Genomic DNA, 20,026 nt, shown 5'->3' on the forward strand with positions numbered 1-20,026 from the left:
CAACCCCAACGCGCTGACGCTGGCCGCCGGACAGACGCCTCGGCCAGCGGTCCGCCGCATCTTCCAGCCCGACCAGCGCAATGCCCAGCAGCACAAAGGTGCCGACGGCCAGCGGGCCTTCCCCTGCGGAATGCATGTCCTGAAGGATGCTGAAGGCCGCAAAGCCCAGAGCGCCAATCAGCACGGCGAAGAAAATAATGACATGAAGAGGTTTGTTGCCGACGTCCATATTCGGGCGTGTGGCCTGCATACTCTCTTCAGAAGAATTCATGACTGTCTGGGACATTACGCATCCATCATTGAGTGATATTGCGCTTCTTTACGAAAAATGAACGCGAAATACGATGAATGAAAGATGATAGATTTATGACAGTTTTTTCTGGGGAATCTCTTTTTTTAAAAGGAGAAAAGTCTCTTTTTAAAACAGGATATTAGTGAATGCTTCAGCGTTACTTGCGCCGGATACGCTGCAAAGGTGGAGGGGAGGCAGGTCTCCCCTCCCGCCTGTTAGAACGAGGTGCTGACTGTACCAAAAAACTCGCGCACGGCGCCGCGTTCCATGGACTGATAATCCCCAACGGCAGGGTTATCGTTCTGGCCCATCATGGCGATATATTTGTTGTTGAACAGATTATAGACGTTAAAGCTGGCTGTGACGTTCTTCAGAACGCTCAGATCCCCAAAGCGATATTCCAGCCCGGCATTGGCAACCCAGTAGCCGGCAACGGAGGTATCGTTCATAAAGCTGTAATAACGGCGGCCAAAATAGTTGGCGTCAAAATGCGCTGTGGCTCCTTTCCATGTATAGGAGAGGGCTGTTTTGTACATCCATGCCGGATAGTTGACGATATTCTTGCCTGAGAGCGCGTAATAACCGCCGACGGTATCGACGTTCCGGTCATACGTGCCTTTGTTATAGCTCAGCGTATTGGTAAAGTTCAGGCCGGGGATGGGGGTCAGCGTAATGGCCCCGTTGGCACCCGTCATGGAGATATGGCCGAAGTCGATCACCTGAGAGACCGGGTTGGTCAGAGACCCGACGGCTGCCGCCAGAAGCGGATGGATCAGGCTGGCGTGATAAACGGTCGCGTTTGCCTGAAGGTAGCGGGACGTATAGCGATAGCCGCCCAGATAGACCCACGCCTTGGACGGTTCCAGCGCCTTTTTCTGGGCCTGAAAGGTTGCCTGATCCTGCACGGAGTAGATGGAGTTGGCCACACCGTACGCCGAGACTTCATAGGCGCGCATGTTTTCAGCCACGTCTACATAGAATTCGTGGTGGTCGTTGAGGTGCCAGTCCAGATTGATGTGCGGCAGGAAGGCCTGTGAGGCTGTCAGAGAGCCATTGGGCAGGGCATCCGCCCCCGTCCAGTCGGCATTGTTATAGTTTGCGCCACCGGCCGTTGTCGCCACCATGGATTTAAACCCGGCATGCAGCACCAGCCCCGGTGTCAGCTGAACGCTGTCCTGCAGATGGAACTGCATGACGTTGGTGGTCCACTGAAAGTTGTAGCCCTGCAGAAAGGCCTTGCCGTAAACATCATACGGGCCAACGGCCTTCAGCGGTGCGCCTTCCCCCAGAACAGGCTGCTGGTAATTGAAAAGTCCGGCCTGCTGGTTGTTGTTTTCATACCAGACACCGCCTTCAATGGTGTGGCGGCCCCATTTGTACCGCAGGCTGGTATCTATGCCGTAGCGTTCCTGACGGTTCTGCCAGACTTCTTCAGAGAATGGTGCGCCGTTGGGCGAGGGATCTTCTGAATCCGTGTAGCTGTAATAGCCGGTCTGGCTGTGGCCGTAGATGGTGGTGTTCCATGTCAGGCGGTCTGTCAAAGCGAGGTCAAAATGCAGACCGCCCATGAAGTTGATTTCAGACTGCCCGCCATCATACATGGCGATGTCGGCCCCGTTGATACCCGGCACGTTGTTATAGCCCGGGGGCACCGGCAGGGTGCCATTGGCAATGCCGTAGGCCTGCGCGTAATTGGGATAAAGATGCGGAGTGCGCCAGCCGAGATTTTTTAGGATGCCGATGGAGGTATCCGGGTAGTTCCACTGAGCCAGACTTGACCAGTTGAAGAAGGCGGACATGCGGCTGCGGTGGCCGATGGGCTGCACCAGTTTGGCATCAACCTGCTGCATGAACTGGTCGCCGCGGCCCATCCACATCCCTTCATCCGTGCGGGCATAGGAGGTATAAAAGCGTGTGCCGGTATCGTTCAGTTTGCCAGAATCCAGCCGCACATAGGTACGATAGGAATTGTAGCTGCCGAAAGACTGGCTGATCTTGCCGCCACGCTTTTCAGACGGGTCGGATGAACCAATCTGGATGGTGCCGCCCAGCGTGTTGGTGGAGGGCAGTTCGACCGATCCGGCCCCCTGTGACATCCGCATGGACTGGATATCATCCGGGATGATGGAGGAGGCGAGGCTCATGCCGCTGACAGACTGGTAGGTCTGGTCATTCAGAGGAACGCCATCCACCGTAACGCCCATCTGGTTCATGAAGAACCCGCGCACGTACAGATTGGCGCCAAAACTGTCGATGCCGAACGGGTCTGTGGAGGAAAAACTGACCCCCGGCATCCGGTCCAGCATTTTATACGGGCTGGTACCCGGCACATACTGCCGCATAATGGCCTTGGTGACAGCCTGTTCCGCATCACGCCCGGTCAGCTGGCGTGCGGTGACGGACACACTTTCTGTGCCGTGCGATTCCAGATCGGCCGGTTTGCTGTGATGACTGGTGGCGGGTCGGGCTTTGGTCTTCGGAGTGCTCTCCGCCTTTGCCGGGGCATGAGCGGAAACCGGCTGCGCATGGCGTGGCGCATGCTTGTGCTGTGCGGTGGCTTCAGCGGCCAGAGCCGGGCGTTCGACAGCGAACAGCGTGATAGAGGACAAAAGCAGGTGTTTGGTGCGCACTTCGGTCAGCACTCCGGGGGGTGATGCGGGTCAAAGAGAAGCGGTCTCTTAGCCGTTGAACCTCCAGATATGCAAAGCCTTCAAGGAAGGGTGTGATGTTTTTGTGACATTTTAAGACAGTTTTTCCCCCGGTCTGTTGCACAAACATCGCGATTTGTGGCGTGGGGGCTGCACAAGGCTTTGCCCGCATGAGGGAAAAGCGTGAGCCTCCTTCCTGCACAGAGTGCGGGGAAGGAGGCTTTTCTCAGGAAAAAGCTGAGTTTTAGAGAATAGGGCTCCGCTCTTCCTGCTGCCCGCTTTTTTTCAGCAGAGCCAGAGCCAGCAGATAAACCAGCAGGCCGCCAACGGAGAGAATGGCGCCACCCACGCCAAGTGACCCATACCCGAACTGATTTGCCAGCAGCACACTGCCAAGAGACGCCCCGAGTGCGTTGGCAATATTAAAAGCGGAATGGTTGAGCGAGGCCGCGAGTGTCTGGGCATCGCCCGCAAAATCCATCAGCCGGGTCTGAAGTGCCGGGCCAAGGCCGTTGACAAAGGTGGGGACCAGAAAAACAATGACCATGAGGCTGATATTGCTGTGCAGAACTGCGGAAAAAGCCAGCATAATCACAGCGCTCCCGGCAAGAGCCAGAATGGCGGCGAGGTTGATGTTACGGTCCACCAGCCAGGCCCCGCCATTTGCGCCAACCAGCATGCCCGCACCCCAGATGACCATATAGATCATGATCTGCCATTCCGGCACATGCGTGACGTTTTGCAGAACACTGGTCAGATAGGTGTAAATGCCAAACATGCCGCCAAAGCCGATGGCTGCCGTCAGCAGGGTAAGCAGGACCTGTGTGTTGCCCAGTGCGGTGACTTCCCGGAGCGGGGAGTTTTTCCGGTTGGGTTTATCGGCCGGAATATAGCGCAGCACGCCCAGAAAGGTCAGGCCGCCAAAGACGCCGATAATCAGGTAGGCAATCCGCCAGCCAAAATGGTCTGCCGCAAACGTGGAAAATGGTGCGCCAATCAGCGTGGAAATGGCAATACCGGACAGCACCCGGCCAACCGCCCAGCCCCGGCGGGAGCGCTCCACCATAGAGGCCGCCACCAGTGCCGAGATGCCAAACAGGGCGCCATGGGGCAGCCCTGTCAGAAAACGGGCGACTTCAACCAGCCCCGCCGTTGGCATGACAATGCTCAGGAAGTTGCCCAGACAGAACATGATCAGCAGAACCAGCAGGAGTTCCTTGCGGGAGAGGCGTGCCCCCAGAATGGTAATAAGGGGGGCGCCAATCACCACCCCCAGCGCGTAGGCGGTAATGGCATAGCCCGCATCCGCCAGAGAGAGGTTGAGGGACTGCGCAAATTCAGGAAGCATGCCCATAATGGCGAACTCCCCGGTTCCGACAACAAATGTGCCGAATGTCAGGGTAAAAAGGGCTGCGGTTCTGCCGTGCGGCGGCGGAACCACAGTCATGGTGCCCTCAGGCAATACGGTTTCTGTTGTCATAAAGTGTCTCGGCTAAAAAAACGTTCAGGCGTTCAGAGTGCGGGCTGCGACGGTTGCAATGGCAATATCATCAGCGGTGCTGGCACCGGAGACACCAATGGCTCCCACAACGGTTCCATCAGCGTCTTTCAGCACAAGGCCGCCACCAAAGCTGATCAGCCCGCCATTGGTATTTTCCAGCGTGTAGGCATGGGCATTGGGGTGGGCAATTTCAGCAAATTCGGCACTGTCCATCTGGAACAGGACGGCTGTGCGGGCTTTTTTATTGGCAATATCAATGGCCCCCAGAATGGTATTGTCCATGCGCAGGAACGCGACAGGCCATGCTGCGGCATCCACAATGGCAATACAGACGGAGACATTCATGCGGTGTGCTTCAGCCAGGGCGGCGTTCAGCATGGCGTGAGCGGCAGTGCAGTTCATAACGGAAAAATCGCTTTCTGGAAAAAGGCGCAGAGGCGTTGCGCCGGTCAATAAGGGAATGCAGCGCGCAAGGGAAAGCTTATTTGTTCAACAGTTCTGGATATCCATGCGCTCGACCTGCTTCATCATCATCCATGCCAGACGGCTGAGGCGGTGGGGCGGAAGCTTGCTGGCGGGCCCTGTCAGGCAGATGCTGGCCCGTACTTCGCCGTTGTCGCGCCAGGGAATGGCCACCCCGTGTACGCCCGGGTGATAGGTTTGCAGATCCAGCGCAAAGCCCTTGATGCGGACAGTGTTTATCTGGGCCAGAATGTCACTGTTCAGGGCGTTGGCGCGGGTGCTCAGCACCCGTTTACCAAGGCCGGGCACAAAGGCCAGAAAAACCAGACCCACAGCGGAGCCTTCCAGCTTTTCCCGGCGCGGAATGGTCCCCATCAGTGCCGGGTCCGGCAGGTTGATAATATCCAGATAGGCGGCCTCATCCCCGCTGGGAACCGCCAGCCAGACAGTGGCATCACTTTCCTGCGCAATGGCTTCCAGCGTTGGGCGGAGGCGTGCGCGCAGCGCATTATCGTCGCCCGCAATGCGGGAGAGATTGAGAATGCGGCCACCCAGATGGTAGCGCATGTCCCCCGTCCGGCGTTGCACATAGCCCAGATGGTCCAGAGTCTGGAGAATGTTATGGACGGTGGTTTTTCCAATCCCCGAAATGCCGGAAATCTGTTGCAGGCGTGCGCTGCCACCCTCCTGGGCAATAATTTCCAGAATGGCGGCAGAGCGTTCAATGGACTGAATCAGTTTCGGGGTTTTGCCCATGGGACAGGTCTCCTGATGTTCACGCTTTATCGTGAGCAACCTGTCTTTGGGAACGGGGGCGTGTTCAGTATGGATGAACTTTTACGGATTTTCTTTCTGGCTGTCTGCCGTGCTAGCCGGACCAGCTTGAATGGTGCGCGCGTGCTGGCCAGACCGCTCAGGGGCTAAACCCTCGCCTGATGACGATCTTCCAGAGTGTTGAGCATCCGGGCCAGAAGGAGGGCAACGCTGACCAGCCCGAAGCCGCACAGGCACAAAATGCCAAACAGTGTTTCATAATGATGACTGTAGAGCGGGACGGCTGTTGCAGGCGGGCTGGCGAGGCTGGCAATCTCACTCCCTAAATACATGCCGGCTCCGACGGTCAGATAATAGGCCCCGACCATCAGGCCATTCAGGTGGGCGGGCGCGTAGCGGGCAATAACGGCCAGCCCTAAGCCGCCAATCAGTAATTCGGCCGTGGCAAGAGCAAAATAACCGCCCAGCATGGGCCATGCGCTGGTCAGGCCGGGGCCAGCAAGATAGGTGCCGCCCCACCAGATAAAAAAGGCCAGGGCTACAAAACCGAAGCCTGCCGCGAATTTTGTCGGCAGGGAGAAGTCCCGGTTCCGGCTGGCAAGAGCATGATAGAGTTTGGCAAGCAGGGGGCTGAGCAGAATAATGAAGATCGGGTCAAGCGCCTGAAACTGAGCGGCTGAAAGTGTGAACAGGGCATGCCCTGCCAGCCGGAACGTGCCATCAACATGGGTGAGGGCAAACAGGGTGAGGGAAGTTTGCATCTGCTGGTAGAAGCAATAGAACGCAATGCTTTGCAGCAGCATGACCCCCATGGTGACCAGATTCAGCCGCTCCCGTGAGGCCGCACGGCGGTAGAGTGCCACCCAGAGTAAAGCCACCAGCGCGAGGCAGCCCAGAACAGCCAGTCTGGCGAAAGAGGCGCTGGAGAGAACGGCCATAACCGCGAGCGCGCAGAGCGCAATGGCTCCCGCACCGGCCGCCGCGGCGCGGAACTGGAGGGGGGCGTAGTCTGGTGCGGAACCTGTAAGGCGTAAGGCCCGCGTGCGGGAGAGCAAAATCAGTAACGCGCAGGCAGGCCCGGCCACACAAAGCCCGAATGCGGTGAGAGACCCGGCATGGTCCCTCACCCATGGAATACACAGCATGGAGAGAGCGGAGCCAACATTGGCGGCCATATAATAGAGGGTAAAGGCGGAATCCCGCTCCTGCGGCTGGTCTTCATAAAGGCAGCGAATAAGCTGGGCGGCGTTGGGTTTGAAGAGCCCGTTGCCGGTTGCAGCCAGTGCCAGTGCGGGTTCAAACAGTGTGCGATACACAGTGGACAGAGCAAGCAGGCCATAACCTGCACTGAGCAGAATGGACCCCAGCACTACTGTGCGCCGGGCTCCATAAACGCGGTCTCCCAGCCACCCGCCCAGCAGAGGTGTGGCGTAAATCATGGCCGCGAAAGCCCCTACAAGCAGATCCGCCCCCATATCGGCCATGCCAAGCTGCTGCACCATAAACAGCAGCAAGATGGCCTCCATGCCATAAAACCCGGCCCGTTCCGCGGCTTCCGTGACCAGTAGAGTTAAAAAAGCGGAGCGTCGGGCGGTCAGGGGAGGGGCATCTGGCTGCACAGAGAGGGTCCTTACATCGTCACACGCGCAGAGGAAGCTATGCGGCTAAGAAGCTGGCGGGGGAGAGCGGGTCGAAAGTCTGGTTTCTTATTTCGTATACGATCATACAGAGAAGATCGGTTCGGACAAGAAATTAGTCTGAAAAAGTGATTGATATTTCCAGCAACCCGTTTTCTGATTTTCTTGAAAGCGCGCGCGATAAAATCTACCTCTCTTGCCAAAAATGGTATACGATATATTAAAGATGTTCCCGTGATTGAGAGGCTTCAGCACAGTGAGACGAGGTTTTGCAGGGCAGGCGGGCCGCCCCACCGGAAGGAATACGGTTTCCGGGTGCATGGGCTTCCGGACACGGATGCTCTGGCAGCGTGTCCCCTGCGCTCTCATACTGGCGGGGTTAGGCGGGGCAGGCATTGTGGGGCCGTTGTCGGCTTTTGCGCAGGGTGGGTCTGCTGTAGGGCAATCCGATAAGTCTGATCAGCCTGTGTTCCACTGTGATGCGGCAAAAAGCCTGACCCTTTGCAATGCCGGGCCGTTTTTTCTCCGGTTTCAGGCATCAGACGGAACGCTGCGGTCGCTTTCTGCCCTGACAGATAAAGACGCGGATTATCTGCCATGGCGCATAGAGGCGCGTCGGCAGGGGAATGGTTTTGCGCATCTGGGTGACATTGATTTCCGGCTGAAAACCGAGGGGGAGACGGGCTGGCAGGATTACGCCTCATGGCATGTCAGGCAGCCCGTAACACAACTCCGTACCGAGAACTGGGGGCAGGGAAGTGTCCTGCGGCGGGACGATATGACTGCCTCTCTGGGGCATGGGTTTCCGTTACAGGTTGTTCGTGCATGGAGGCTTTCCGGGCAGGATCTGGTTTTGGAGTTTTCTGTCACCAATCCCGGCAAACGGGCCGTGACAGTTGGCGGTTTGGGCATACCGCTAGTGTTCGGGAATGACTTTACCGATGAAACACTGGAGGAGGCACACCGGCACGAAGTGTTTGCAGACCCCGCGATTGCGCGGGACGGCGGGTATATTCAGGTCACACGCATGAGTGGGGTAGGGCCTGTTTTGCTCGGGGTGCCGGAGGGGCATACACCACTGGAAGCATATCGTCCGATTATGGATGCGCCTCACGCTACCTCCGGAGCAAGTGCCGTGCTGACGGATGGCACGTCCCGGAGCCAGACGTTTGAAGGGTTTTATGACTGGATGCCCGCCAGCGCCGGTTTTGCCGGGCAGGAGTGGAAAAACGCGGGCGCACAGTGGAATACTCCGACACAGTTTAGCTTACACCCCGGTGAAACACGCAGTTTTGGCATCCGCTTTACGTTTGCTTCCGGTGTGCGCGGGATTGAAAAAACACTGGCAGAGCATGGGCTGCCGGTTGCCGTCAGCCTGCCGGGCTATGTGGTGCCGCAGGACCTGCCCGCTACCCTCTCCCTTCAGGCGCCGCTGCCTGTCCGGTCTTTTTTCGTGGAGCCGGAGGGGGCGCTGAGCCTTGTTCCGGAAGGTACGCGCGGGGTCTGGCAGCGTTATCGGGTGGAAGGCAGAACATGGGGGCGGGCGCGCCTGTCCGTCACGTACGCTGATGGCAGTGTGCAGACGCTGAACTATTTTGTCACCCATCCGGCCCGGACGGCTGCTGAGGAGATGGGGCGTTTCCTGTTTTCACGCCAGTGGTATGAAAACCCGGCAGACCCGTTCCATCGTAGCCCGTCAATCATGACGTATGATCGGGAGGCCGGGCATATCGTCACGCAGGAGCCGCGTGTCTGGATTGCCGGGCTGAGTGATGAGGGCGGGGCTGGCAGCTATGTTGCCGCAGCCATGAAAGAGCTGGACAACCCGGACCCGCAGGAAGTTGCGAAGTTGGAGCGGTTTGTCAATGAAACTGTGACTGGCCGCTTGCAGGTTGCATCAGGGCCGACAGAAGGCGGTGTCCGGAAAAGCCTGTTTTATTATGATCCGGCTCATTTCCCCGATTTGTATAAGACAGGCGAGAACTGGAAAACATGGGCGTCATGGTCGCGGGAAAAAGCGGCGGATATCCAGCGGGCTTATAATTACCCGCATGTCGCTCTGGTGCACTGGGTTTTGTATCGGCTGGCACGCAACCATACGGGGCTGGTGCAGCAGCATGACGCGCTGTGGTATCTGCATAAGGCGGCTGTCACAATGACAGCCATGATGCAGCAGGCCCCGTACTACACGCAGTATGGCCTGATGGAGGGGGATGTTTTTGTTGAAATCCTCAGGGATTTAAAACGGGAAAACCTGACAGAAGAAGCGGGCGTAATCGAAACGCTTATGAAAAAGCGTGAGACTGTCTGGAAAGGTCAGCGCTACCCGTATGGGAGTGAAATGGCATGGGATTCCACCGGTCAGCCGGAAGTGTATGCCTGGCTGACCTATTTTGGTGATACGGCACAGGCGGCGGAAACGCGGGATGCCATTCTGGCGTATGACCCAGCTTTGCCAAGCTGGGGCTATAACGGCAATGCCCGCCGGTACTGGGATTTTCTCTACGCCGGAAAACGTGCCCGGATTGAGCGGCAGATTCACCATTATGGCTCTGCACTGAATGCCGTTCCGCTGTTCTCGGCTTTTCAGGCTCAGCCCGCAGATTTGTATATGCTCCGTGTGGCCTATGGCGGCCTGATGGGCGCTTTAACCAATATTGACCAGCAGGGGTTTGGATCAGCCGCATTCCATTCTGCTCCGGATGCCATGCAGTTTGATGCCTATTCCGGAGATTACGGCATGGGGTTTTATGGTCATGCTCTTGCAACGCAGGTTGATGTGATCAAAGACCCCACGTTTGGCTGGCAGGCTTTTGGGGCACTCCTGCAGGAAGATCGCGATGGTAGCGTGACGGTTCTGCCAAAAGATAGTGCCAGAACACGTATTTTCATCGCGCAGGCGGGCGTCTTCCTGACGCTGGAAAGCGGAAAGTTTGAAGCTGTGATGTATCATCCTGCCTCTCAGGATATTGAGGTCACACTCGCAGCAGCGGACCGCTGGACCCCGGTTGCACTGTTGCGCGCTGACTACCCTGCGGGAGTGCCTGCGCATCCCTACGTTCTGAGCCCCGCACCACCAGACGTGCGGGGCGCGTGGGAAATACCTTTGCACAGCACGGCGACCGTTCTGCATTTGCATGCAGGGCGGCCTTGAGACGGATTACGGTCTGAGAGCTTTATTTTCGGAAACAGAAGATAGTTTTTGCACGGTGGGAAGGGAAGAGTATGGGGATCAGACTGAACAGGCGTTTCCTGCTGACAAGTGCGGCTCTGGGTGGCGTGGTATCCGGTGTGCCCGGAATACGCCGGGCATTTGCCTCAGGGGACAGGGCAGGCGGCGCCGGAGAGGCTGTAACTCCGGTGCCGCTGCAGGATGTTCGGCTGCTTCCTTCCCCGTGGCTTGATGCGGTTGAGAGAAACCGGGCTTATCTGCTGAGCCTGAGCGCGGACCGGCTGTTGCATAACTTCCGCACTCAGGCGGGACTGCCTGCCAGAGGCGCAGTCTATGGCGGGTGGGAGAATGACACGATTGCCGGGCATACGCTCGGCCATTACCTCTCCGCTCTGGCTCTGATGTATGCGCAGACAGGGGATGCCGAATGTCGCAACAGGGTAGCCTATATTGTGCAGGAACTGGCTCTTGTTCAGACTAAATGGGGCGACGGGTATGTTGCAGGCTTTACCCGCAAGGAAAAAGACGGAAAAATTACTTCTGGGAAAATAATTTTTTCTGAAATTGAAAATGGCGATATCCGCTCAGGTGGGTTTGATCTGAACGGAGCATGGTCTCCGCTTTATAATATCCATAAAACATTTGCCGGTTTGTTTGATGCACAAACCTACTGCCAGAATACGGATGCGCTGGCCGTAGCAGTCAGGCTGGGTGGTTTTTTTGAGGTTTTTTACAGCAAATTGACAGACGCGCAGCTTCAGAAAGTTCTGACCTGCGAATATGGTGGACTGAACGAGAGTTTTGCCGAACTGGCTGCCCGCACAGGGGATGTAAAGTGGCTGAAACTGGCAAAGCGCACCTATGACCACCCGGTGCTTGACCCGCTAATGGCGCAGCAGGATAATCTGGCTAACCGGCACGCCAATACGCAAATCCCGAAGCTGATCGGGCTGGGGCGGATTGCGGAGGTAAGCGGGGATAAAAGCTGGCAGGTGGGGCCACGTTTTTTCTGGCAAGCCGTGACCCGGCACCATAGTTACGTGATTGGCGGGAATGCGGACCGGGAATATTTCTCTGAACCAGACACAATTTCTCAGCATCTGACGGAGCAGACCTGCGAGCATTGTAATACGTATAACATGCTCAAGCTGACGCGGCAGGTTTACACATGGCAGCCGGACAGCACGCTGTTTGACTATTACGAGCGTGCGCATCTGAACCATGTTCTGGCGGCGCATGATCCACACACCGGGCTGTTTACCTACATGACCCCGACCATCACCGCCGGTGTGCGGGAGTGGTCAACTCCTGAAGACAGTTTCTGGTGCTGCGTGGGGACTGGCATGGAAAGCCATGCCAAACATGGAGAGTCTATCTGGTGGCAAGGCGCTGAGACGCTCTTTGTGAACCTCTATATTCCCTCCCGCCTGCACTGGGTGGCTCAGGACGTTGTCTGGCGAATGGACACACGTTACCCGTATGACGGGCAGATCACGCTGAGCGTGGAAGAGGCGAAAGCGGCCGGGCCTTTCCGTCTGGCTCTGCGGGTTCCGGGCTGGGTTGAGGGCTCCATTGGGCTAAAGGTAAACGGTGAGACCGTCCCGGCGCAGCCTGAAGATGGATATCTCACCATCAACAGGGTCTGGCGTAAGGGGGATACTGTCACACTGACATTGCCTCTGGCACTGCGCACGGAAGCCCCGGTGGAAGCGCCGCACCTTGTCTCGCTCCTGCACGGACCAATGGTGTTGGCTGCTGATCTCGCCACAGCCGAAGGCGCTTATGATGCTATGGACCCGGCACTTGTCACATCGGATGTTGTGCGGGATTTTGTGCCGGTGGCAGGGCAGGAGGCGGTGTATCGCACGACACAGGCCGGACGACCGGCGCAGCTTGAATTCAAACCTTTTTATGCGCAGTACAAGCGCCGCAGCGCCCTGTATCTGCGGTGTTTTTCAGAAACGGACTGGACGCAGGAAGAAGGTCTGTATCGTGAGGAACAGCGCCGCCAGAAGGATATCGCGGCCCGCACGATTGATGTTATTCATCTGGGTGAGATGCAGCAGGAGCATGATCACGGCCTGAAGGCGGATGAGTCCTGGCCTCTTGTCTATCGCGGGCGGAACGGGCGGGATCTGCGCGCGGGCGGGTTTATGGAATTTACCCTCAAGGCTGCTCCGGGGCCGCTGGTTTTACAAACGACATTGTGGAGCAAGGATAGTCCGCGCACACGGGGCACGCATATTCTCATTAACGGTAAAGCGCTTTCCGGCCTGAACTGGCCTGCGGAGGCGCCAGCGCGGTTTGTGGAAATGGAGGTTGCGCTTCCGGAAGCATGGACACGCGGAAAACAGAGCCTGACGGTGCGTATCGTCCCCGGTGGGTCCCGTTCCAATGGTCCGTTCTTTGGGGTGCGTTTGCTGGCGGCCCGTAAAAAAGCGGAGTAACGCACTCAGGCCGGTATTTTCAGCCATCTTTATGTGTATTGGTTGTTTCGGCGTGGGGAATGCCCTAGCTATACAGACAAGATCTGAGCGATAGAAGTGAAGTTTGTATAATATGAGCACCCCACAGAAGACGCGACTTGTGTCGCGGTCTATTTCAGACCAGCTTTATGATGTTCTCCGCGAGCAAATCCTGAATGGCGAGGTGGGGGAGGGCGAACCGATCCGGCAGGATGGGATTGCCGCAGCGTTTGAAATCAGCAAAATCCCGGTGCGTGAAGCACTGGTGCGCCTGCAACAGGATGGTCTTGTTTCTCTGCACCCCAAGCGCGGATTTTTTGTCACGCCGCTGACGCGCAAAGAAGCGGAGGATGTTTTTCACCTGCGCCTGCTGATTGAGCCGGAGGCGACGGCTCTTGGCGCGCAGAGTGCAACAGAAGAAGATGCAAAAAAAGCGCAGGCCTGTCTGGAAGAGCTGGAAAGTGCCGTCGCACGGCAGGACCCACGGCGGGGCGTGTATAACCGGCTTTTTCACCTGGCCTTGGTCCAGCCTGCGGCAGGCCCCACGACCATTCATGTGCTGACCCTGCTCAACGTGACGGCGGACCGTTATGTACGCTTCCATATGCACATGCAGGATATTGATACCCGCGCTAATCAGGAACATCGTGAACTGATGGCGTGCTGGCAGGCAGGCAACAAGCGCGAGATTGAAAAGCTGATGCGCAAACATATTCAGACGACGCTGGATGATCTCCGGGGCGCACTGAAATAAAATTCCAGCCTGCGAGAGCCGTCTGCCTGTAATCCGGCTTATCAGGTGCAGGCAATGTGAACTTGCTTTGCCTGCCTGCCTGCCTGCCTGCTTACTTACCGCCTGAACCGTCTCCGTTTTTTACCGGGCTGTTTTTACGCCGCAGAGCGCTGCCCAGTAGTGGATAATCAGTGCAAAGGCAATCACCGCCACATCATCCCACGCATGGTTCAGCAGGCCCGTGCCCTGAAACGGGCCGCACCATGAGAGACCAAGCAGCCCCAGAAAATATACCGGCATCCACAGGCTGCTGCGCAGTTCCTGAGACCACGCTGCACTGGACAGGTTCCGCCGCACAAGCATCATAAAAATCCCCGTCAGCACCAGCAGGGCGGGCATCAGCCAGCACAGGGTGCTCCACCCCGTCCAGATAACAATCAGGGAGGCGATAGCAAACGCCAGAGGGGAGAGCACGGAAAAGCAGGGCAGGCGGAAAGGGCGGGGCAGATCAGGCTGGCAGCGGCGCAGGGCGGCTGCCGATGTAGGGGCCATGGCATAGCTGAGCATGAGTGCGGAAGACACGACCCCAATCAGCGCCTGCCAGGAGGGGAACGGAAGGGTCCAGAACAGCGCCAGCCCGAATGTCAGCAGCAGGGCTTTGTCCGGCACACCGCGCTGTGTGTCCATGCGCTGAAAAACCGGAAAGAACGTGCCGCTTCTGGACCACGCATAAACCACACGGGCCGTGGCCGACATGTAGATATTGCCTGTGCCGGTGGGGGAGAGGATGGCATCTGTCACAACCATCAGCGCCAGAAAACCCAGACCAAGCTGCACAGCAATATCATGGAAGGGCAGGCTGAGCCGGGTCGCGATCCCGTTCCAGCCATCCGTCAGCAGGGCCGGAGGCAATGCACCGATAAATGCCGTTTGCAGCAGCAGATACACCAGCATCGCCAGCGTGATGGAGGCCACCAGTGCAATGGGAATGGTGCGCTGCGGGTTGCGCACTTCACTGGCAACCGAGAGGATGGGGGTCAGCCCCAGATAGGCAAAAATAACGCCCCCGGCGGAAATGGCGGTTTCCACACCCTGAAAGCCATGCGGCGCAAAGCCATGCAGGCTGAAGTTGCCGGGGTGCATGGCGGCCAGAAGCAGGACGACAACGAGTGTCGGCACCAGAAATTTGAAAACCGTCACGATATTGTTGATGAGTGCAAAACTGCCAATACCGCGCCGGTTGATAGCATACAGCACGCCCATTACCGCAAGCTGGACCAGCCATCCTGCCAGAGTAGGGTCTCCGCTGGCATTGCGGGTCAGGCCCCCTGTCCAGGCATCCGCATACTGGCGGGCGGCCACGATCTCGATGGAGATCAGGCTGGAGAAGGCGATGGTTGTCATGGCACCGGTCAGAAAAGCCGCGGTCGAGCCATGTGCCTGTTCCGGGTAGCGCACGACGCTGCCTGCCAGCGGCAGGGCCGCCCCCAGTTCACAATAGACCAGCCCGATCAGCAGAACCGCAATCCCGCCGATCAGCCAGGAGACGATGCTGGCCGGACCTGCCATATCCGCCACATGCGCGGCGGCAAACAGCCAGCCGGAGCCGAAGATGGAGCCGAAGCCGATCATTGTCAGATCAAACAGGCCAAGGCGTTGCCTGAAGTGGCCTGAGTCATCATGCTGTGTGGCGTCATGCGGCATGAAGGGCTCCTGTCGTCCGTCTCGGGGCTGGCTGGCGGTGGCTTTAGTGGCTGGTCTGGCGCGGCAGCTTCAGCGGGTTTGTGCTGCGGAGCCCGGCTGGCAGAAGCGCGTCCGGCAGATCCTGATAGCACACGGGGCGCAGAAAGCGCTCAATAGCCGCCGTGCCGACGGAAGTGCTGCGCGGGTCTGTTGTGGCGGGGAAGGGGCCGCCATGCACCATAGCCGCGCAGACTTCCACGCCCGTAGGCCACGCGTTGGCCAGAATACGGCCAACCTTGCGTTCCAGAACCGGCATAAGCTGGCTGGCGGTGGCAATGTCGGCGTCTTCCATGTGCAGGGTCGCGGTAAGCTGGCCCTCAAGGCTGCGGCTCAGACGCAGCAGCGTCTCCAGATCCGGGCAGGCGACAATCAGGGAGCAGGAACCAAAAATCTCATGCTGCATCACCGGGTCTTGCAGGAAATGCGCGGCATCGGTCGTGAAAACGGCAGCCTGACAGCCGGATGTCTCACCGTGTGGCCCACGCCCCAGCAGGGTGACGCCCGGACGGCTGCCGAGTGTTTCCACCCCAGCATCGTAAGACGCATGGATGGACTGTGTGAGCATGGTGGGCGCAGGGGCGGTTTTAAGCGCCTCCTGCGCGCTCTGGCAGAAGCGATCCAGGTCCGGGCCGCTGAGGGCAAGAATAAGGCCGGGATTGGTGCAGAACTGGCCTGCGCCCATGGTGAGCGACCCAATAAAGGCCGCGCCCAGAGCGTCTGCACGGGTCTTCAGGGCTTCTGGCAGCAGATAGACGGGATTGATGCTGCTCATTTCCGCATACACCGGAACAGGCACCGGGCGGGCCGCCGCAATCTTGCTCAGCGCGATGCCGCCTGAGCGTGAGCCGGTATAGCCAACAGCCATAATGGCCGGGTGCCGCACCAGTTCTGCGCCAAGCGTATAATCCGGTCCGCCCAGCAGGGAGAACGTCCCCTCCGGCAGGCCGCATTTTTTCACGGCGGACTGAATGGCGCGGCCGACCAGTTCACTCGTGCCGGGATGAGCCGGGTGCGCTCTGACCACCACCGGGCAGCCAGCGGCAAAAGCGGACGCGGTATCACCTCCGGCAACGGAGAACGCCAACGGGAAGTTGCTGGCCCCAAAAACAGCAACCGGGCCAACGCCAATGCGGATCTGGCGGAGGTCCGCGCGGGGCATGGGCTTGCGGTCGGGCAGGGCTTCATCAATCCGGGCGTCAAGGCAGCGCCCGGCCCGCAGTTCCTGCGCAAACAGGCGGAGCTGGCCGGTTGTGCGGCCCCGCTCCCCCGTCAGGCGGGCCAGAGGCAGGCCGGTTTCCGCATGGGCGCGGTCCAGAAGGGGCTGCCCGAGGGCTTCAATTTCCTCCGCAATACAGTCCAGAAACTGCGCGCGGGCTTCCGGCGTGGTGGCGCGGAAGGTGTCAAAGGCTTCATCTGCCAGTGTGCAGGCAGTCCCGGCATCTTCGGCGGTTGCGCAGGAGAACGCTGTGTCCAGCGCCTCACCCGTTGCGGCATTCAGGGCCTGAAAGGTTTCCGGGCGGTTAACCGTATTCTGGCCGATCAGAAGAGCGCCTGTCAGAGTCATGGGGTGTCCTTATATGCGGGAGCCGGAGCGCAGGCTGAACCTGTCCGGGCTGAAAGCTGTGGGGAGGGGCGCGCCACGCAGGATGTGGGCGCTCAGTGCTTCTGCGGTTACAGGGGCAAGAGTCAGCCCCAGATGGTTGTGCCCATAGGCAGCCACAAGGCGTGGCGTGTGGCGGAAGCTGCCGAGGGCAGGCAGGTAATCCGGCAGGGTGGGGCGGGAGCCATGCCAGCGTGCAAAATCAGACGCCACTGGCAGGCCGAGCGCGCGGACATGCGCTTCAAGCCGTTCCCATTTGCGTGGATCGGGCGGAGAGGAATCTTTTGTAAACTCAACAAAGGAGGTAGCGCGAAGCCGGGAGCCAAAGCGGGTGACGACAACGGCCCGGTCTTCAAAAACCGCATTGGGCAGGGTCCATCGTCCGCCATGACTCCATTCCACATGGTAGCCGCGTTCCGCCACCAGTGGCACCGGGACATCGGGCAGCAGAGACCCCGAACGCACACCGCAGGCCACGACGACGCGGTCCGCAGTCAGGTCACCCTGCGTGGTGCTGACACGTACCGTCTCCGCCGCGTGGTCGATTTTGAGTGCACGGGCGGAAAGCGCTATGCCACCGGCCGCCGTAAAGCGGGCCAGAAGTGTGTCCAGCACGTCCCGCGGGCTGGTGATGTGAGCGGTCTCTGCAAAATGCACTCCGGCTCTCACCGGGGAGGAGAGAAACTGGTTAAAAGCCGCAATCTGCGGTGCTTCCATGCGGATGGCGCGTGCAGGGCCGTGGTCTGCCTGAAGAGCACTGGCGGCTTTCTGCTCGGCATCATCCCCCTCCCACAGTTTTACAATGCCGCGCAGGTCCAGAAGGTCTGGCCTGTCCAGCGTTGTGATCAGTCTTTTCCATGCGGGCAGGGCGTTGAGCATCAGGCCGCGCAGGGCGTCATCCCCCCGGCGGACTGTGCCCGGCAGGCAGGCACGGAGGAAGCGGACTGACCAGGGCAGCCATGCAGGCAGACTGCGCCAGTCCAGTGCGACGGGCCCACGGGGGAAATGGTCAGACAGCACACGGGTTGCCGTGGCAAGGCGGGCCAGAACTTCCACCTGTTCCGTCGCGATATGTCCGGCGTTCCCCCATGATGGCGGCGTGCTGTCCGGCTCTGCCACCAGTGTTACGGCGCAGCCCTGTTCCTGAAGGCGCAGGGCGCAGGTGCGCGCGATGATGCCGCCGCCCAGAACGAGGACGGAGCGGGGGGGAGGGAGGGCCTCCGTCATAGCGGTGCGCAGGCGCGTTGCAGCCAGCCCTGCTCTTCAGCCGCAAGATGCGGGCCAATCTGTTCCAGAACATGCGCGTGGTAGCTGTTCAGCCAGTTCCGCTCTTCGTCCGTCAGGCGTTCCGGCATGATGCCACGTGTATCGATTGGGGCCAGTGTGAGGGTTTTGAAGCGGAGATAGTCTCCGGTTTCAGTTTTGTAGGCCACACAGGTCTCCATCTGGTTTTCCAGACGCATGCCGTGGGAGCCGGGGGCGTAGAAGCCGGGTTCATTCGTCATGACCATCCGGTCATAGAGCGGGTCGAGCACCGGGCGGCGGGTGAAGCCGAGAGGCCATTCATGCACGGAAAGGCAACTGCCGACGCCATGGCCTGCCCCGTGGTCAAAATCCAGCCCTTCTTTCCACAGCGCCAACCGCGCCAGCGGGTCCAGCCTGTACCCATGCGTGCCTGCCGGGAATATGGCCTGATCCAGCGCAATCAGGCCCTGAAGCACGCAGGTATATTGCTTTTTCCATTCCTCCGGCGGGGCGCCGGTGCCCATCCAGATCGTCCGGGTGACGTCTGTGGTGGCGCAGGTATACTGCCCGCCACTGTCAACCAGCAGAAAAGCATCCTCCTGCACCCTGCTGCATGCCTCCGCAGTCGGTGCGTAATGCATGATGGCCGCATTCGGGCCTGAGCCTGCAATGGTGTGAAAACTTGGGCCGATACAAAGGGTGGACTCACGGCGCAGAGCCAGCAGATGGTCTGCTATGGCAGCTTCTGTCTGGCCGATACCCTTGCGTTCCACCCAGCACAGGAAGCGGCAGAGGGCGATGCCATCCAGCAGATGCGCACGCCGCATCCCCTCCAGTTCCGCTGGCGTTTTGCAGGCTCTGGGCATCAGGCAGGGGTCTGTGCCGTCTACGAGTGTTGCATCGACGTCTCTGAGGATACTGGCGAACCAGACAGGGCAGCGGCCTGTATCCAGCCGGACGGTCTTGCCGTGCATGGTCTGCAAAACCTGCTGCATATCCGCAGGCATATGCACACGGACGGCGGTGCCAAGGTGCGCGCGCACCGCGTCATCAATCCGGGTGATGTCAATAAACAGATCAACCGTGGCATCGGCATGCAGAATGGCAAAGCAGAGCACAACCGGCAAAAAAGGCAGATCACGCCCGCGGATATTCAGAAGCCAGGCAATGCTTGTCGGGTCAGGCAGAATAACGGCGTCCTGCCCGGCTTTGCGCAGTGTTTCCGCAATGGTCTGGATTTTGGCGTGGGTTTCAAGCCCGGTGAGGGCAAGAGGCTGAAGACAGGCCGGGGTGGCCGGAGCCGGGGGCCGGTCAGCCCAGAGGGCATCAATCGGATTACAGGAGAGTGCGACCATATGGCATCCGGCCTGCTCCAGTGCCTCAATCTCCCGAACGCTGACGCTGCGCGGGTCAAACCCGATGGACAGGCCCCGCCCATGCTGCGCCAGCCACAGCGGCGGCGGTGTCTCATACATATGCTCAACAGACCAGAGCGAGGTCTCCACCTGCTGGCGCATCTGCACCTGATAACGGCCGTCAGAAAAGACAGCCGCCTTTTTTGGCAGGACGACAGCCAGCCCGGCGCTCCCTGTAAAGCCGGTCAGCCAGGCCAGACGTTCCGCGCAGGCGGGAACGTATTCGCCAAGATGTTCATCACCGCGCGGCAGGAAGAAGCCGTCCACGCCAAGGCCGGACAGGGCAGCGCGAAGGGCCGTCAGGCGTTCTGTGGGAGTGGGCATGCTGGTGTCCGTCCT

12 protein-coding genes and 1 pseudogene are annotated in these 20,026 nt (G+C 59.1%); 3 read left to right on the plus strand and 10 right to left on the minus strand.

All coding sequences use genetic code 11. The features are described from left to right. The 6 genes and pseudogenes from JK199_RS16060 to JK199_RS12155 form a co-directional block, all read right to left on the minus strand. Nucleotides 1-82 (minus strand): annotated as a pseudogene (locus tag JK199_RS16060) (ABC transporter ATP-binding protein); the annotation flags it as partial. A gap of 425 nt (nt 83-507) precedes the next feature. Beyond that, the gene (locus JK199_RS12135) at nt 508-2,922 is read right to left on the minus strand and encodes a TonB-dependent receptor (RefSeq protein WP_212376333.1); all 2,415 of its coding nucleotides are present in this window, start codon (nt 2,920-2,922) and stop codon (nt 508-510) included. Between the two features lie 262 nt (nt 2,923-3,184). Further along, the gene (locus JK199_RS12140; protein WP_212376337.1) at nt 3,185-4,420 is read right to left on the minus strand and encodes an MFS transporter; all 1,236 of its coding nucleotides are present in this window, start codon (nt 4,418-4,420) and stop codon (nt 3,185-3,187) included. A 24-nt stretch (nt 4,421-4,444) separates the two neighbouring features. After that, nucleotides 4,445-4,843, minus strand: coding sequence for a GlcG/HbpS family heme-binding protein (locus JK199_RS12145; RefSeq protein WP_086654749.1), 399 nt, complete (start codon nt 4,841-4,843; stop codon nt 4,445-4,447). 87 nt (nt 4,844-4,930) lie between these two features. Then, nucleotides 4,931-5,659 carry an IclR family transcriptional regulator gene (locus JK199_RS12150; protein ID WP_212376340.1) on the minus strand — a complete coding sequence of 243 codons (729 nt, stop codon included), beginning with the start codon at nt 5,657-5,659 and terminating at the stop codon, nt 4,931-4,933. Between the two features lie 164 nt (nt 5,660-5,823). Beyond that, the gene (locus tag JK199_RS12155; protein WP_212376343.1) at nt 5,824-7,296 is read right to left on the minus strand and encodes a peptide MFS transporter; all 1,473 of its coding nucleotides are present in this window, start codon (nt 7,294-7,296) and stop codon (nt 5,824-5,826) included. Between the two features lie 274 nt (nt 7,297-7,570). Here JK199_RS12155 and JK199_RS12160 point away from each other — a divergent pair, with 274 nt between their 5' ends. From JK199_RS12160 to JK199_RS12170, 3 genes are all read left to right on the plus strand, one after another. Further along, nucleotides 7,571-10,468, plus strand: a complete 2,898-nt coding sequence (locus JK199_RS12160) for a DUF5695 domain-containing protein (RefSeq protein ID WP_212376346.1) — start codon at nt 7,571-7,573, stop codon at nt 10,466-10,468. Between the two features lie 71 nt (nt 10,469-10,539). Next, the gene (locus JK199_RS12165; RefSeq protein WP_212376349.1) at nt 10,540-12,933 is read left to right on the plus strand and encodes a glycoside hydrolase family 127 protein; all 2,394 of its coding nucleotides are present in this window, start codon (nt 10,540-10,542) and stop codon (nt 12,931-12,933) included. Between the two features lie 139 nt (nt 12,934-13,072). Next, a complete protein-coding gene (locus JK199_RS12170) occupies nt 13,073-13,705 on the plus strand; it encodes a GntR family transcriptional regulator (RefSeq protein WP_342356323.1) in 633 nt (210 codons plus the stop codon). A gap of 120 nt (nt 13,706-13,825) precedes the next feature. On the opposite strand, the gene JK199_RS12175 is transcribed toward JK199_RS12170, so the two are convergent. The 4 genes from JK199_RS12175 to JK199_RS12190 are packed head-to-tail and all read right to left on the minus strand — an operon-like array spanning nt 13,826 to nt 20,011. Beyond that, on the minus strand, nt 13,826-15,388 hold the full coding sequence (locus JK199_RS12175; RefSeq protein ID WP_212376355.1) for an APC family permease: 1,563 nt from the start codon (nt 15,386-15,388) through the stop codon (nt 13,826-13,828). 43 nt (nt 15,389-15,431) lie between these two features. Then, a complete protein-coding gene (locus tag JK199_RS12180; protein ID WP_212376357.1) occupies nt 15,432-16,991 on the minus strand; it encodes an aldehyde dehydrogenase (NADP(+)) in 1,560 nt (519 codons plus the stop codon). 9 nt (nt 16,992-17,000) lie between these two features. After that, nucleotides 17,001-18,254, minus strand: coding sequence for an NAD(P)/FAD-dependent oxidoreductase (locus JK199_RS12185; RefSeq protein WP_212376360.1), 1,254 nt, complete (start codon nt 18,252-18,254; stop codon nt 17,001-17,003). After that, a complete protein-coding gene (locus JK199_RS12190) occupies nt 18,251-20,011 on the minus strand; it encodes an aminopeptidase P family protein (RefSeq protein ID WP_212376363.1) in 1,761 nt (586 codons plus the stop codon). The genes JK199_RS12185 and JK199_RS12190 overlap by 4 nt, the downstream gene beginning before the upstream one ends. Between the last annotated feature and the right edge of the window lie 15 nt (nt 20,012-20,026).

Origin of the sequence: Acetobacter persici, assembly GCF_018256955.1 — a bacterium.
Taxonomy (GTDB): Bacteria; Pseudomonadota; Alphaproteobacteria; order Acetobacterales; family Acetobacteraceae; genus Acetobacter; species Acetobacter persici.

What these genes read in the sequence shown, in the direction of transcription:
- JK199_RS12190 (WP_212376363.1), bottom strand. Translation starts at nt 20,011, where the DNA reads ATGCCCACTCCCACAGAACGCCTGACGGCCCTTCGCGCTGCCCTGTCC.
- JK199_RS12145 (WP_086654749.1), bottom strand. Translation starts at nt 4,843, where the DNA reads ATGAACTGCACTGCCGCTCACGCCATGCTGAACGCCGCCCTGGCTGAA.
- JK199_RS12185 (WP_212376360.1), bottom strand. Translation starts at nt 18,254, where the DNA reads ATGACGGAGGCCCTCCCTCCCCCCCGCTCCGTCCTCGTTCTGGGCGGC.
- JK199_RS12165 (WP_212376349.1), top strand. Translation starts at nt 10,540, where the DNA reads ATGGGGATCAGACTGAACAGGCGTTTCCTGCTGACAAGTGCGGCTCTG.
- JK199_RS12180 (WP_212376357.1), bottom strand. Translation starts at nt 16,991, where the DNA reads ATGACTCTGACAGGCGCTCTTCTGATCGGCCAGAATACGGTTAACCGC.
- JK199_RS12140 (WP_212376337.1), bottom strand. Translation starts at nt 4,420, where the DNA reads ATGACAACAGAAACCGTATTGCCTGAGGGCACCATGACTGTGGTTCCG.
- JK199_RS12175 (WP_212376355.1), bottom strand. Translation starts at nt 15,388, where the DNA reads ATGCCGCATGACGCCACACAGCATGATGACTCAGGCCACTTCAGGCAA.
- JK199_RS12150 (WP_212376340.1), bottom strand. Translation starts at nt 5,659, where the DNA reads ATGGGCAAAACCCCGAAACTGATTCAGTCCATTGAACGCTCTGCCGCC.